The 16,763-nt window shown below is 44.7% G+C and carries 10 protein-coding genes; 6 read left to right on the top strand and 4 right to left on the bottom strand.

Annotated elements, in window-relative coordinates; genetic code table 11:
- Positions 1–8: 8 nt before the first annotated feature.
- Positions 9–1,958 (bottom strand): gamma-glutamyltransferase, encoded by a 1,950-nt coding sequence (gene ggt, locus QL982_RS05835; RefSeq protein ID WP_290162204.1) that lies wholly within the window; start codon positions 1,956–1,958, stop codon positions 9–11.
- A 454-nt stretch (positions 1,959–2,412) separates the two neighbouring features.
- On the opposite strand from ggt, the gene QL982_RS05830 reads away from it, so the two are divergent.
- Positions 2,413–4,398 (top strand): hypothetical protein, encoded by a 1,986-nt coding sequence (locus QL982_RS05830; protein WP_290162203.1) that lies wholly within the window; start codon positions 2,413–2,415, stop codon positions 4,396–4,398.
- Between the two features lie 55 nt (positions 4,399–4,453).
- On the top strand, positions 4,454–6,034 hold the full coding sequence (locus tag QL982_RS05825) for a hypothetical protein (RefSeq protein WP_290162201.1): 1,581 nt from the start codon (positions 4,454–4,456) through the stop codon (positions 6,032–6,034).
- Between the two features lie 147 nt (positions 6,035–6,181).
- Here the strand turns inward: QL982_RS05825 and QL982_RS05820 are convergent, their stop codons facing one another.
- Entirely contained in the window at positions 6,182–6,694 is a 513-nt protein-coding gene (locus QL982_RS05820; protein WP_290162200.1) for a Spy/CpxP family protein refolding chaperone, read from the bottom strand.
- Between the two features lie 225 nt (positions 6,695–6,919).
- On the opposite strand from QL982_RS05820, the gene QL982_RS05815 reads away from it, so the two are divergent.
- The 3 genes from QL982_RS05815 (at position 6,920) to QL982_RS05805 (ending at position 14,395) form a co-directional block, all read left to right on the top strand.
- Positions 6,920–7,606: a response regulator transcription factor gene (locus QL982_RS05815; RefSeq protein ID WP_290162199.1), complete on the top strand. Its 687-nt coding sequence runs from the start codon at positions 6,920–6,922 to the stop codon at positions 7,604–7,606.
- A complete protein-coding gene (locus QL982_RS05810) occupies positions 7,606–9,297 on the top strand; it encodes an ATP-binding protein (RefSeq protein ID WP_290162197.1) in 1,692 nt (563 codons plus the stop codon). The genes QL982_RS05815 and QL982_RS05810 overlap by 1 nt, the downstream gene beginning before the upstream one ends.
- A gap of 337 nt (positions 9,298–9,634) precedes the next feature.
- Complete coding sequence (locus tag QL982_RS05805) at positions 9,635–14,395, top strand: YadA-like family protein (RefSeq protein WP_290190215.1); 4,761 nt, start codon at positions 9,635–9,637, stop codon at positions 14,393–14,395.
- A gap of 207 nt (positions 14,396–14,602) precedes the next feature.
- On the opposite strand, the gene maiA is transcribed toward QL982_RS05805, so the two are convergent.
- The gene (maiA, locus tag QL982_RS05800; RefSeq protein WP_290162266.1) at positions 14,603–15,247 is read right to left on the bottom strand and encodes a maleylacetoacetate isomerase; all 645 of its coding nucleotides are present in this window, start codon (positions 15,245–15,247) and stop codon (positions 14,603–14,605) included.
- 161 nt (positions 15,248–15,408) lie between these two features.
- Here maiA and QL982_RS05795 point away from each other — a divergent pair, with 161 nt between their 5' ends.
- Positions 15,409–16,266 carry an IclR family transcriptional regulator C-terminal domain-containing protein gene (locus QL982_RS05795; RefSeq protein WP_290162193.1) on the top strand — a complete coding sequence of 286 codons (858 nt, stop codon included), beginning with the start codon at positions 15,409–15,411 and terminating at the stop codon, positions 16,264–16,266.
- A gap of 45 nt (positions 16,267–16,311) precedes the next feature.
- Here QL982_RS05795 and QL982_RS05790 read toward each other — a convergent pair whose 3' ends face one another.
- A complete protein-coding gene (locus QL982_RS05790; RefSeq protein WP_290190214.1) occupies positions 16,312–16,617 on the bottom strand; it encodes a hypothetical protein in 306 nt (101 codons plus the stop codon).
- Positions 16,618–16,763 lie beyond the last annotated feature (146 nt).

The following is a 16,763-nucleotide window of genomic DNA, read 5'->3' as shown; positions in this document are numbered from 1 at the left end:
ATATGAACTCAGTACCCAACCACGGCGGCATCGACAATACGCGGATCTGAAGATCCATAAATACCATTTGGGGTAAGCATAATCGACTGCGTAGAGCCCATCGCTGATTTTGGACTGACGGTATGACCCATTGATTCAAGCTTTTTTACCGTATCGATATTAAGGGCCTTTTCAACTCGTATCTCATCAGGTAGCCATTGATCGTGAATACGCGGCGCATGCGTGGCTTCTGCAATATTCATATCGTGATCAATCACGTTAGAGATAACCTGCGTCACGGTCGTAATAATACGACTACCACCGGGGCTGCCTGTTACGATATAAGGCTTACTGTCTTTGAACACGAGCGTTGGACTCATAGAAGACAGTGGGCGCTTATTGGCTTCCACGGCATTGGCCTCGCCGCCTAATAGGCCATAACCATTGGGCACACCAGGTTTGGCAGAAAAATCATCCATCTCATTATTTAATAAGATACCTGTACCATCCGCGACGAGACCCGTGCCATAAGAGAAATTCAACGTATACGTATTGGCTATCGCATTGCCGTCTTTATCAACGATAGAGAAATGCGTGGTTTGATCACTCTCGTACGGTAGCGGGTTATTGGCTTTGATGGTCGCGGCTGGTGTGGCTTTATTGGGATCAATTAACGTACGCAGTTTATCTGCATAGGCTTGTGAGGTTAGACCGCTGGCAGGGACATCAATAAAATCAGCATCACCTAGATACTCAGCACGATCGGCATAAGCCAATTGCATGGCCTCTGCCATTAAGTGAATGGTCTGGGCGCTGTTTTGTCCGTAGTCTTTGAGTGGATAGCCTTCTAATATGTTTAAAATCTGAATGATATGAATGCCACCAGAAGAGGGCGGTGGCATAGAGACAATCTCATAACCACGATAGTTGCCTTTTACAGGCGTACGAGCCACGGCATTATAGTTGGCCAAATCCTGTAGGCTCATACGGCCACCTGCTTCATTGACAGCTTTGACAATTTTACTGGCCGTTTCCCCTTTATAAAACCCATCAGCGCCTTGTGCTGCTATCAGCTTTAGCGAGCGGGCAAGCTCTGGTTGCTTTAAACGTTCACCCGGTTGATAGGCACTGCCATCCGGCTTAAAAAACACTTTTTTGGTGCTTGGCCATTTCTGCAAGCGTTCACTCAATGTGATGAGAGACTCAGACAAGCCAGCGGTGACTTCGATACCGTCCTCTGCCAATGCAATCGCTGGTGCCATAACTTGCTCGCGACTCATCGTGCCGTGTTCGTCTAATGCTTTGAGAAGTCCTGCGACTGTCCCTGGCACACCAACGGCTAAACCATGATAGCGGGACAAGTCGCTAACGGCATTGCCTTCGGCATCAAGGTACATATCGCGTGAGGAGCTGCTTGGTGCTTTTTCACGGTAATCTAGCGCCACTGTTTTGCCTTGTTTGGCATCATAAATCATCATAAAGCCGCCGCCACCGATGTTACCTGCGCGCGGTAAGGTCACTGCTAAGGCAAAGCCTACCGCAACGCCAGCATCGACTGCATTACCGCCATCTTTCAAAATCTGTAGACCGATGTCGGACGCCAGCGCTTCTTGAGTAGCGACCATGCCGTTCTTTGCCCATACTGGATGATGGATGGCATCCGCAGAGTAGATGGCTTGATCGCTATTGGCATGGCTAGATGTGGGTTTGAGTGTATTGGTTTTCGCTGGTGTGATGCGCTTGGTTTCAGACAGTACGGTTGGGTTATCAGCCATGATGGCCAAGTTTATTGCACTGGTATTAATTGAGGTGTTATTAACCACGTCACTACTTGCGGCAACCACAGGCTCTAGTGCCTGCGCCGATATAGACAACAATAGGGTGCTAGTAATGAGCACAACGCTAGACTTGAGTAGTGTTTTGATGGTTGGTTGCGTTTGCTGAGCCACTCGGTGGTGGTGAGATAAAAATTTTGACATCGCAAAGTCCTTTTTACGCGGTTGGGAAAAATAAAGCCATGAGATAAACACGCCCTAAATAGTAACGAAAATATAGCATGGTAGAAAGTTGTTTATCGCCATTGTTCAAATGAAAACACGGCTTAAGCAAGGATACCTCTCAAATAGGCAACGGATTTTTTTATCGATAAAAGTTCTCTTTAAAAATATGCGCGAATATTACTAAAATGTAACGTCTTGTGATATAAATAACGGTACAAGGGCATGTCCTCAATTCAAACGATAGTCATCTAACTGGCTAACAATGGCTACGTTTTGTCAAGCATCGTCAAATAGTTGGTCAATATCTCGATACTATCGACACTATTTTTCTTGTTTAACAGTGATTTATCTCATTTTTATCTCCATTTTTGAAATGAGGACACGCGCTAACGTACACGCATTTTCGACTGTCTATTTATACAAAGAGATTACTATGTCATCACCCCATATTGATAACCGCAATCGACAGCACTCTTCTGAGATGACGCCTGCTCAGTCGTCTGGCCCTCTATATCAAACAGGTAAATTAACTTCTATCGCATTGCTGGTTGGCAGTGCATCGCTTGTACTCGCAGGTTGTCAATCAAGTCAAACCATGTCATCTCCAACTAGCAAGGCGCGCGCGTCTAGTACGCTGATGGATTTTAGTGTTGCAGATAGCGGACAGAGCCAACATCAGGGTCGAGCTTTTACAGCCAGCCAAGCGGCTCAGTCGAATCGTTACGAGCAATTGTTTGATCAAGAGAAATATCCAAATACTGATAACCAAGCCAAATCACACTTGCTAGCCGCCATTCGTCAGCACTTAGCCACAGAGCATGTCGCAGTCGCAAAAGCCAATTATCACGTAGCACCCTTTATCGACGCAGATAGTATCGATGCCGGCGCTAGCAGTTTGCTTAAGACTATTATAGAAACCTATGCTTATAATCAGTCTAGCGACTACGATGATTATGTAGCTTCAGCAGAATTAGAAGCTGCTGCGGCCACGAATTATGATGAAAATGGCTATGACGAGTATGGCTACGATGAAGACGGATACAACGAGTACGGCTATGATGATGAAGGTTACGACCAAGATGGCTATGATGAAAACGGTTATAGTCGTAGTGACTATGATACAGAGGACTATGCTGCAGAATCCTATGAAACCGATGATTATGAATCGGACAGTGCTTTTTCAAAGTTGTCAAAATTAAACCCCAAAAGCATGACAGAACAATATGAAGCCATGCAGATGGCAAAACAGCAAGCTGAGACAGAGACGACAAATAACGACCAATCATCCATGACATCTACGGGCATGATTGGCAACATGCTTAGCATGATTCATCGTACACCTGAGCAACTAGCCGCATCAAATGAATATCAATATAAAAACCTCATGTTCAGCAGTGTCAGTCAATACAATCCTAAGCAGCGCCAACTACAAAGCGTCTATAGCTACGACTATGCGACCCCGACGATTAGCGCATCGATACAGATACCGCTAGCGTTTGACTTTAATAACAGCCATGTCACAGTCGATCCATCGGCCATCATGCCAATCGTCGCAATTGCCACCCCTGAAAACACGCCTTTACCATCACAGATGACCTCGCATACAGTGAGCTTTGGTTTGCCTGAAGGCATTACAGAGCAACTACCGCCAGCAGTGGTCTACGATGCAGTACTCAATGCGATACAGAGCAGCATGGCTGAGATCGCGCCTGAGCATTTTAGCGCGGTAGATATTCGTGAGGATGAATTTGCCAAAGAAGTCGGTGCAACTCGTGCAGTCAAAGTCTATTTTGGTAGCCAGCAAAGCGGTGAAATGATTGGCAAGACCCTCAAATATGTGACGACATCACTGCAAGACTATGTGGATGCCAATCCAGACAAATATCCTGATGGTGCTATGTTGAAGGCAGCACTTGCTAAAGTACAGTTATACAATAAAGGCTATCAAAGCGCGGATGTAGGGTCGCTATTGCAGCTTATCGAAGCTATCGGTCCTATCTCGTTCAATCAAATCAACTACTATTACTTAGACAGCTCAGATCGTCTGCTTGCCAAGCAGCAACGTGTCAATATCGGTAGTGATTTGATGGGGTCGACCACCACCATGCTAAACCAAGTACGTTATGATAAAGCCAGCTTTAACCGTCATGCTTTGACGCCGCTACTTGCTGAGTCTTTTGGCCCAGACGCGACGCCTCCTATCGATGGCAATGCGTGGATGGCCACGCAGCGCGAGAAAAAAGACAGATTACAAACGGCCCGTTATGCACGCTATGATTATCTAGGTAGCAGGGTAGAGGACGCTTACAGCAGTGATGAATATGGCACTGATGAGTATGGTAACGATAATGACAATGGCGCAGACGCTGTCGATGAGAGCCGATTTGTCGATGCCCAAGATGATACAAATGAAAAATAGAAGTCAAATGCCATCATCTCATTGCATTTACGCTCATATTTATTAAGGACAAAAAATGAACACAGTACATCACACCATTGCACAACGTCTGCCATTTAAGACTAAAAACAATCTGTTAGTCACCAGTGCATTTTTAACAGGGGCGCTGTTATTGACAGGTTGCCAGTCTACCAGTTTGGGCCAATCCAATACGGTAACTGTAAAACAAGCGCCTAGCGTTGCCAAAAAGACCTTAGAGACGGCATTGCAAAAACAGCGTCGCCAGTCTTTTAGCTATCATAGTAATCTCGAAATTAGCAGCAACCAGCAGTTTGCAGACACATCTGCCAAGCAACTGGTGGCAGCAGACGGCATAGATGAATACTGTGAAGAGACGCATGATCAAGCGTATGCTGCGTTAATCTTGCAAACCAAAAAACAAAATACAGATATTCTAGCGGCGGATTATGATGCTAAGCGTGACACCCTCAAGCAATCGTACTTTGAGTGTGCAGATGCCTATCAGGCATGGGAGGAGCAGCAATATGATAGCGACGTTGAGGTAGCACCAACGTATCAAGCGCTATTTGATAATTATGAGGATGAACAAAAACCGCTAGATATCAAAAAATCCCAGTTATTAGATGAGTATTTATTAAAGCCCCTGTCTATCGACTCTCAAGGTGTCTATCAGCCAATGGCTGGCAAGGCTACCATGCTTGCCAGTGTGCAGTACCAAGCGCGCAATCATCACAGTAGTATCAATCAGCCCATTTATATGGATTTTAAAAACGGTGATATTTACCTATGGGCAGATAACTTTGCGATGTTCAATTCAGATTTATTAGATGACAAGCTCGGTACAAAATGGCGAAATAAGTGGCTAAAGATAGCGATTGACGATGGCACGTTGCCTAAAGGGTTTGGCGGTGAAGTAATCAAAAGTCACTTTGCGGCAGTGGATATGACGTATGATGCTGCACCTGTTAGCCAGTTTGATTATGTCGCTCCCAACACACTGGCATCATTGTCTCCAAAGCTGCCCGCGCACCACTTATCGGCTATGCTACCAAGCGATCAAATCATTCGCCGAGTACAAAGTTTTGAGGACTATCAAACGTCGCAACAGAAATATATGCAAATTTTTTATGATCGGATCAGTGAGAAATACCCAGAGCTGGTACAAGAATCCGAACCTATGACAGCGTTTGAAACGATTCAAAATCCAAAGGCATTCACCAGTAAGTCTATTGTGCAAAAAATACTGGCGATGATAAAAGACCAAATGAATGAGGAAGAAACGACAGTTGAGACGGTTGCCAATACAGCAGTACAGGAACTGTACGGGTTTGATAGAGGCGGTCAACTCAAATGGGAGCACTTACGTCGTCAGTTGGATAATACTAGCGAAGCGAATAACAACAAAGGTATGAGAATAGATGTGTTGCAGCAGTACTCTTCTATCAGCACTAAGAGCTTGGCGTTTCCTAACCTACCCAGTAATGTGCAGACGCCGAACGCTAGCAATAGCATTGATCTGAGAGAGTATGGTCCTGAGCTGCTGCAATATTACCAAGATGGTAATGGCACGGCAGTAGGTAAAATGGTCTTTAACATGTTGCCGATGGCCAGAGAGCGTTTTGGTTCGGTTGAGTAACAGACCAATTTATTCAGTCATATATTTATTAAATCACATAGGTTTAAGTCAAAAAAAGCGCATCGTGCAAACGGTACGCTTTTTTTATGGATACAGCGATAGGTTTGATAAAGAAAGTTTGTTACCAATCAGCCTATTGATGACAATTTACATGCCTTGATGTTGCTTGTGATGACCTTTACGGTCTTTTGAATGCTTGCGACCTTTTTCTTGTCTCTCTGACTTCATCTGTTCCATCTTTGCCCGTTGCTCAGCAGTCAATACTTGAGCAATGGCATGTTGTGTTTGTACACGTTCGATAAAGCGCTGCTTCGTTTTAGCAGCTTGTTGATCAGCCAAACGGTTCAAAGCGGCACTATTCAACGTACTGGCATTGGTCAATGCTTGAATCTGTTGATGCATTTGAGCGCGTTCTGCTTGATGTTTTGCACGGTCAGCAGTGCGATCGCCACGTTTGTCTTGCATGATGGCTTTGATTTGCGCTTGCTGTGTCGCTGTTAGATCCAGCTTTGACATTGGGCCTCTCATTGCGCCCTCTTTGTGGTTCTTTTGCATTTGCGCAGTTGGCGAGGTATCAGTGGTCGCGTTGACACTGGTGCATGCGGTCACTGTAAATATGCTAGAAGCTGCTAATACTGAGCCTAATAGTAATTTTTTCATCATAATATCCTTGATTACATTGAGTTTGGTTGAATAAACACTAAATTTTTATCTTGCAATACTTGCGATTGATAGGAACTATATTACGACAGTCAAAGGTTACGAACATTTATGAAGTATTAAGAAAGGTAACGTTTTTAGCGAATTGCTACGCGCTTGCCTGATAATATGGGTAACTAAACGAATTGAACCAATTAATGCTATCGAAAGTGAAAGGAGATGAGTGTGCCAAACATACTGATAGGCGATGATGACGAAGAGTTGACCCAGTTATTGCAAGAGTATTTGAACAATCATGGTATCCGCTGCGACTGTGTCCATGATGGCGCAGCAGTCATACAACGGCTCAAAGCAGTGGCACACGAAGATACGATTTATGATTTGCTCGTCCTCGATATTATGATGCCAAAATTAGATGGCTTGAGCGTCCTGCGCCAACTGCCAAATATCAGCGATATTCCTGTCATTATGCTGACAGCAAAGGGTGAAGAGATTGACCGTATTATCGGTTTAGAGCTTGGCGCTGATGACTACATCACCAAGCCTTGTAACCCTCGCGAGCTGCTGGCACGCATCAACGCAGTGATTAAACGCACCAATATGACCGCATCAGAGCATACTCCGTTGCCAGAGAGTCGTTTGCATCTCGATCAAAACCAGCGAATTTGTCAAATAGATGGTATTGAGCTGCAAGTGACGGGTACAGAGTTTGATCTATTGGTGGCGCTCCTCAAACAAAAAGGCGAGGTGGTCAGTAAAGAATGGCTATCAGAGCATGTATTGCAACGTGAACTTCAACCTTTTGACCGTAGCCTCGATGTACATGTATCCCGCTTACGCAAAAAACTTCAGCCTTTTCACGATGAGCCAATAAAAGCGGTGCGTGGAAAAGGTTATCAACTGGTGCTGTGATGACGGATACATCAATGAAAGCTGCCGAGCAGACTCTCAAAAAATCCTCTAAAACAAACCCTAAATTTAAGGTGCGACTCACGCTGTTTTGGCGGTTGTTTTTGAGCCTGTTGCTGACGATTTTAATCACCTCTGTATTGTCTATCGTAGTAGAGCGCTGGCTGGCCGAAAAAGAGCTGACCTCTCGTATGGATGTACAAGTTGACAATCTATTGGTTAAGCGTCAGGAAATGGTCGCGGCGCTACAGGCGGGCGATGTAGAGTTTGTGGGACAGATGTATCGTCAAAACCGACGGCTGATGAATCAAATCAGGGTTTATGATGAGCAAGGCGCTATTATATTCCCGCGCTATCGTGACAAAGACTATCGTGGGAAAGAATGGAGACAGGATGATCGGCAGGCCATGGCGCGTGCGATGCAACCGTTGCAGACAATATCGCCTAGAATAGAAAATAATACTTATAGTGTAGAAGGTCGCAATGCTGACGATAGACTGCGTGAACACGACAATGAGATACCAAAAAATGCGCCATTTTTTTGGCAAAAATTCTTAAAACCGAGAACGGTAAATAGCGCCGCAGTAGCGGATATCGATACTCGTCCTGAACTGGCCGATATGTCTGTGGAATTGCCCGATGGTCAGTCAGTCATTATACAATTGCGTCCGCATCTCCGTTTTTCAGATGTGGTAGAGCTACAGCACAGTAACTTCCCCATACGTTTGCTATTGATCATTCTCTTTAGTGTGCTGGTCTGCGTATGGCTCAGTCGTACGCTAACCCAGCGCATTGGCCGTGTACAACATACCGTACACCGTATGATTGATGGCGATTATCAAGCCAACCCAGAACTGTCCAAAATGGGTGATGATGAGTTGGGGCTACTGGCAAAAGACGTCGCCCATCTGTCGACGAGGCTGGTTGACAGTGAGCTGGCACGCAAGCAGATGCTCAGTGATATCTCACATGAGCTGCGTTCGCCGCTGGCACGTCTGGACGTAGCCACTGAGCTGACTCGAGATTTTGCGCCCAATGCCAATCGTTATTTAGACCGCATTGATAAAGAGTCTACGCGGATGAATGAGTTGATTGAGCAGATCATTCATATTCAGTCCCTACAAATGCAGCAATATACCATTGATAATTTGGAAAGTGAGGCCGTCGATCTATCTGAGACGATCAGCAATATCGGACAGGACGTCTGTTTTGAGTTTCAACATAAAGACGTGCATTGGCAATGGCAACCACCTGATGATTCAGTACTACACAACTCAACGCTAAATGATAGGAACGACGTTTGGACAGTGCAGGGCAATTCAGAACAGCTGCATAGCGCACTGGAAAATGTCATTCGCAATGCTTTTATGCACACAAAAGCAGGTTCGACAGTGATTGCGGAAATAAAGGCCATGCAAATGGACAATAAAGCATCTGCTATCCAAATCAACATAACAGACGAGGGTGGCGGTGTGGCGGAAAAAGATTTAGAGCGTATTTTCCAACCATTCGTGCGGCTCGACTCTGCCCGTCATCGTGATACTGGTGGCTACGGATTGGGGTTGGCCATTGTCCATGCCGTCGTGATGGCACATAAAGGTCATATTAATGCTTACAATCGCCAAGATGGTGTTCAGGGGTTGGTCGTGCAGATAGTGTTACCTAGGGCGTGTCCTATATTGAGTCGACTATAGCTGAGCATAATTTTTTAAAAATAGTCATAATTTAATATGAAAACTCGACAATAGAAAGCTTTATATTCGTATAAGTGAATATAAAAGATAAACGGTATCAAATGACAGATGTATTGCATTGTCACTCTATATATATTCGGTAATACTAATATAAAGAGAGTGATACTGAACTGACAAAGCAGAACGTCTTATTCCTTAAGCACTAATTTAGATACCATTTAACATAAGGCGTATTACCATAAGTTTATAACCCGTTTTATTTTGTTATACCTGCTCTCTGACATGGATCTTATCTCTGATTTTTTAAATCTGACAAGTCTGTAAGGGAGTACATATCATGAATCGCATCTATAAAGTCATCTGGAACGAAGCCTTGAATTGCTTTACCGCAGTCAGTGAGTATGCAAAAGGGCGTGGCAAATCTTCCAAATCTAGTGTTAGCACTAACACTACTATCAATACAACATCCACTCTGTCGTCTATCAAGACATTACGCTTAAGCGCGATAGGGATCGGGTTGCTGGCGGCTGGTTTCGGTATGCAGACAAATGCTGAGGTCAATCACTCCAATATCATTCATATTACGGGTCACCAAAGCCATGGCAACGGAAATGGTTATGGCCACGAAAGTCATGGAAATGGCAACGGTTATGGTCATGATGAACATGGCAACAATGGCAACAATGGCAACAATGGCAACAATGGCAACAATGGCAACAATGGCAACAATGGCAATAATGGCAATAATGGCAATAATGGCAATAATGGCAATAATGGCAATAATGGCAATAATGGCAATAATGGCCTGAAATTTGATGGTGATACTGGTGGCACCATCATACGAAAACACGGCAAAACGTTAAATATTAAAGGTGGCGAAGCTGATACCACCAAGCTTGCTAGCGGCAATAATATCGGTGTGGTGGCTGATGGAAGTGATACCTTAACCATCAAACTGGCAAAAAATCTAACCGATCTAGACAGTGCGACCTTCAATGGCGGCGTTGTCATTTCATCTACTGGTATCAATGCTGGTCATAAAAAAATCGTTAACGTAGATAGTGGTTTGATTAGTGCTAGTAGCAAAGAAGCGGTTAATGGCTCGCAACTGCATAGCTTAAGTAACACAGTAGCAGCGAATAAAACCAAATACTACAGCGTAAACTCAACGGCTATTGGCAATACCAATAATGATGGCGCGACGGGTACCAATGCCATGGCCATGGGCGGCAATGCAAAAGCAACTGGCAGTCAAACCATTGCGATTGGTAGCTCGGAATCTGGGCAACAAACGCTGGCAAGTGGTGAACAGTCTATTGCTATCGGTGCAAATGTCGTGTCACGAGGTGGTTCTTCTATTGCCATTGGTGGAGACGATTTAAACTTAGCATCGATATACAATCTAGATGGCACTATCACTGATACCACTTTAAATAGTGGGACAGTGAATACCGCGTTTAATGAGTATGCTGGTCGAAATTTATTAGATCTAAACGATCCATACACCGGACATACCGAATCGGGCGGTGCGGCCTCCATAGCAATTGGAGTCAAAGCTCGTACAGAGGGTCATCTTGCGACGGCGATGGGTACGCATGCTAGTGCTTCTGAAACCGCTTCATCTGCGTTCGGTGTGGCGTCTTCTGCTACCGAAAAAGGCGCGTTAGCACTTGGGGCAGGTGCTCAATCTGCTACCCAAAATGGCGTGGCACTGGGATCCAAATCTATTGCTAATGTCGCAGGCGGAGCCACTGGGTTTGTGCCAATAGGGACTTTGTTAATCGATGAAAATGCAATTATGGCAACAAGAAGTGTGACACTCGGCGCTGTATCAGTTGGTACTGGATCAGAGGGTGGCAATCGTCAGATTGTCAACGTTGCTGCAGGTACAAATAATAGTGACGCTGTCAATGTGGCTCAGCTAACGGGGCTGCAAAATGGTATCAATAGCACACTTGATAAAGGTATGGATTTTGGCGGGGATACTGGTACTCCTATCAATCGTAAAATCGGTGAACAGCTCATTGTAAAAGGTGGCGAGACAGATAGTGCAAAGCTGTCTAATAACAACAATATCGGTGTGGTTGCTGATGGATCTGACACTTTGACGCTTAAACTGGCAAAAGACGTCACAGGTTTAGATAGCGTCTCGACAGGTGCTAGTTTGCTGAATGCCAATGGGCTCACTATTGCAGGCGGTCCAAAATTCACGGCAACGGGCATCAATGCAAATCATCAACAGATCAAAGGTGTGGCAAGTGGTGGCACAACAGAATCCAATGCTGCAAATATTGGCGATTTGAACAAGGCGATTACTGGCGTTTCTGACTTGGGATTTGCATTAAAAGCTGCTGATGGTAACACTGTATCTAAGCCATTGGGACAAGCAGTCGAGGTGGTTGGCTCTAATAACAACATCGACACACGAGTAAATAATGGCAAAATCGAAGTTGAACTCAATGACAACCTTGATCTAGGTCATTATGGTAGCGTAAAAATGGGTAGTAGCTCACCCTTTGGACTGGGACCTGTTACGACCGTTAATAAACTGGGCCTTAAAACAGGCAATACACTGCTTAATACTACCGTTAGTGGTTTAGGTATTGCAGTATCCTCACCTTTATCTACGACTCTTATATCTAGTAATGGTGTCAATATTATTGGTGGTCCAAGTATCACTAAGAGTGGTGGTATTGATGCTGCCAATAAGAAAATCACAAACGTCGAGGCAGGCACAACTACTCTTGATGCAGTGAATTTTGGTCAATTAGAAGATGTATCAAATGTGGCAGATAGCGCTATACAGAATGTCATTACTCAAATAGATAGTACTGATGTCAAAACACTCAATAAAACTGACAATACCGCCAATTTCCTAACAGGTGATAATATTGTCTTAACCGCCGAAAACGGTGGTATTAAAGTAGCAACAGCAGATGAAGTTGTTTTCACTAACGTTACTACAGGCGATACATTGCTAAACACAGCTGGCGTTAGCTTCCTTGATGGCAGTACCGTCAGATTGAGTAGCAATGGCCTCAATAATGGTGGTAATCGAATCACCAATGTAGGGAATGGTGAAGACGCTATGGACGCCGTCAATGTCGGTCAGTTGGATGCAACCAACAGTACCGTTGACTTGGGTCTGAACTTTACCGGAGACGATACCGCAGTCATCGTCAATCGCAAGCTAGGCCAAACGTTGACGCTCCAAGGCGGCGCGACAGAGTTAACTGAGAATAATATCGGTGTCATTGCTGATGATGAGGGCAACCTAAACATTAGATTGGCTGAAGATGTGATGCTTGGTCGAAATGGTAGTGTGAGAACGAAGAGTACGGTGCTTAATAACGCGGGCATCACCATCACGGATGGTCCTAATCAGACTATCACGCTGAGTAACGAAGGTCTTGATAATGGTAACAATAGAATTATTAAGGTAGCTGACGGGCTTGCGCCAAGTGATGCTGTCAACTTTGCACAGCTCACCATGACCAATGACGAAATTGCCAAAGGTATCAAGATAGGTGATGGCAATAGCGACAATGATCAGCAACTTGCATTAGGTGATACGGTCAATGTCACAGGTGATCGCAATCTGACGACTGTTGCTTCTGCGACGGGCGTTCAGGTCAAACTTAACAATCAGTTAGACCTCGGGGATGCTGGCAGTATGCAAATAGGCAATAGCATCATGAATAATACAGGCTTTACCTTCGTGGATAATGGCTTGGGTAGAACGGTCAGATTGAGCAGCAACGGTCTGGATAATGGTGGTAATCGAATCACCAATGTAGGGAATGGCAGTGCATTAGATGATGCCGTTAATGTCAGACAACTAAATGGCATTACAGCCATTGCCAACAGAGGCTGGGACATCAGTGCACAAGGCAACAGTGCTACCGCAAGCACAGTAGAGCCTAGTGACGCGGTTGACTTCAATAGCAAAAACAGCAACCTCACTGTCTCTAAAAAAGTCAGCAGCAATGATGTCTCGTTTGAGCTAAGCGACAACCTAGGCTTGAATAGTGTCACCACTGGTGATACCACCATGAATGACAATGGGTTGACCATTGTAGGTGGTCCAAGCGTGACGAAAAGTGGTATTGATGCCGCTGATAAGAAAATCACCAATGTCCAAAATGGTGAGGTGACAGCTGATAGTCAAGACGCTATCAATGGCAACCAGCTTTATGCACAAGGCAGTGGTATCAGCAGCATTATCGGTGGTGATACTGTCTATAATCCTGTAGACGGCACCTTTACCAATAGTAATATCGGTGGGACAGGTGAGGGTAGTGTTGATGGTGCGATTGGTTCTATCAGACAAGGCACGATTGAAATCAACGAGACTGTGCAAATCAATACCACGAACATCGCTACTAATACCAGCAATGTGGCCACCAACACCACAAACATTGCGACCAATACCCGTAATATCACAACCAATACGGCCGATATCACGACTAACACGAACAAACTGGATGCTGGTCTCAACTTTGGTGCAGACAGTGGTGCCAATATCAACAAGCCCATTGGCGAAGATAGTGTCCTAAGCTTCACGGGTGGCAACAACATAACCACCACTGCCGAGGACAGTCGCATTAAGTTTGATCTGAACGGCAATATCAACGTCGATAGTGTCACAGTAGGAACAACGGTGATCAATAGCAATGGTATCAGCTTGCAAGATGGGCCGAGTATGACAACTCAAGGGTTATATGCTGGTAACCAACGTATCACTGGGGTCGCCGATGGTGTCGAAGCGACCGATGCCGTCAACTACAGTCAGCTTAGTGCGCTTGATAATAGACTGAATAGAAATATGAGCGATCTTGGCTATAAGATTGGTGAAGTCGAAGAAAACGCCAATGCAGGTATATCCGCTGCAATGGCAATGTCTGCACTGCCTCAGGCATACATCGTAGGTAAGTCACTGATCGGCGGCGGGGTCAGTACGTACAATGGAGAAAGCGCTGTGGCTATCGGCTTCTCCAAATTGTCTAACAACGGTCGCTGGGTCATCAAAGTGAACGGTACGGCAGATACTCAAGGCAACGTAGGCGGTGCAATTGGTGCAGGCTTCCATTTTGATTAAAAAGGTCTCTCCATTATGTGTGTGAATAAACCATAAAAAAGCAAGATATTTGATATCTTGCTTTTTTATGGCTTGATAATGGATGTTTAACTTTTGACGGCAATTTATCTCATTTCTATCACCATTTTTGAAATGAAGACACGCCCTAAGAACATAAGTGGCGGGCTGTTCAAAAACCTGTATCAAAAACTTGTATTGAAATACGTATCAATGTTTTGGGGCATCAGGCTGAACCATAGGATCCGCCTCTGCAAAGGCTTTTAGCGTACGGCAATGAGTATCAATAGCGACGATATTGGGATAAGCACTCAAATCTACTTTAAAACGGCGAGCAGAAGAAACCTGCGGAATCAAATAGCAATCTGCAAAAGTAGGGCTGTCACCATAGCAGAATTGTCCGCGATGACTATCCGCTGCCAAACGTGTTTCTAAAGCGGCAAATCCTTCGCTAATCCAGCGATTGCACCATGCAATCACATCTTCCTCGTCTACCGACAGCTCATTGCGCAGGTACTGTAAGATGCGGCGGTTATTAAGGGGGTGGATATCGCAACCAACCATAGCGCTTAACGCACGTACATGCATACGCCCAGCAGCATTATTAGGCAATAATGGCTGTTCAGGGTAGACCTCTTCTAACCACTCCAAGATAGCTGGACTTTGATATAATAGTAAATCGTCAGTCTTTAGGACAGGCACCAGTCCTTGCGGATTAATCGCTTTAAAAGCAGATGCTAGCTGTTCATCCTGAGCCAGATTGATCGTGATATCATCGTAATCCAAGCCTTTTAGGTTCATCGCGATACGAGTGCGGTAAGACGTGCTACTACGAAAGTAGCCATAAAGTGTCATCATTATTCATGTCCTTATGGGGATGTATTTTTTAAGAATAAATATTATGGAGTAAGATCTGTATCTCATTGATATTTGATTGAGCAAGCCATTATTGAACAAACCACTATCAAGCAAACCATCATTAAAAAATAATCAAGCACACCAGAATCGAGCAAATCATGCCAGCAGACAAAACCCTTATAGACAGCTCTATCACCAGTAAAAACCAAAGTGGCGTCCAGTCGCTTGAGATTGGGCTGTCGATTCTAGATGTGCTGATCGACCGCAATGAGCCTATGATGCTAAAGGATATCGCTGAAACCATGCAAATGCATCCAGCAAAATCCCATCGTTACTTGGTCAGCCTTATCCGAAAAAACTACGCGCGTAAGCTCGATGATGGGCGCTATGGGCTTGGCGATAGAGTCAATGCATTGGCATCACTAGGACATACGGAACTCAACCAAAACAATCTTTTGGCACGTCTCACGCAAGTGGCTAATGAAATCAAAAACACTTTAAATTGCGGTGTGCAAATTGCCAAATGGTTTAGTGAAGGCCCTATTATTATTCAGTCCGTTGAGCCAGACAGTCCGATTAGCATCATTACTCGCATTGGCTCACGTATGCCTCTGACGACATCGGCCACAGGGCAGTTATTTGCCAGTTATCAACCTGAAGCCGTCATTCAGCCATTGGTCACAGCTGAATGGCATACGAGTAATACCGCCGTAGATATGACCGAGAAGTGGCAGCACTTTACCCAGTTACAAGCCAACATTCGTACTCAAGGCTATGCGACAGTGACGGGTGATATGCTCATGGGTATTAACGCCATTACGATTCCTGTCATATTGCCACCGCTTGCCAGTAGTGCTACTAAACCATCCACGAGTAGTGACAAAACTGATAGTGAAGATTTACCGCTAGAATATGCTATCACTATCATTGGAACAACAGAGCAATTGCCTATGAGTGAGCAACATAATGTGGTCGAACAAATATTAGCGATAGCACAGCGTTATCAAATTGCCTAGCCAGTATGTGGTGCTATAAGCTAGGGCGTGCCTTCAATTCATCTTCTAAACCATACAGGCGCTACTGGCCGCTTTTGCTTTTTCGTATACGTTGTCAGCGTCTAGGCCAGTTGCATTCACTTCATCAAGGTAATGCTGAGAGCCTTCCATTAATGGGCCTCTCCAATCTGGGTCATTGAGTGGATCAGGAATATCAATCATAATATCGCCTTTTGCTTTGGCGGCGTCCATCGCTTTGGCATTGCTGACATCAAATACTTTAGAGATATGCGCTGCCAGATCTGCACCAGAATTGTCATCGATTACTTTTTTGAGGTCATCAGGCAAGCTGTTATATTTATCCTTGTTCATGCTAATCACAAAGGTGGAGTTATAAAAAGGAATGTTGGTGTGCGTATTGATTAACTCGTCAAGGCGAAACTGTAGTGGTCAACTAATTTAGGACACCTGATAAGAGGTTTTTATTAAAGTAGCGCTTCTCTTTTTCTAACGGTGTT

Origin of the sequence: Psychrobacter sp. 5A.1, assembly GCF_030407455.1 — a bacterium.
In the GTDB taxonomy this organism is placed as follows: Bacteria; Pseudomonadota; Gammaproteobacteria; order Pseudomonadales; family Moraxellaceae; genus Psychrobacter.
Note: the sequence above shows the minus strand (reverse complement) of the source record. Positions and strands in the feature narration are given on the sequence as shown.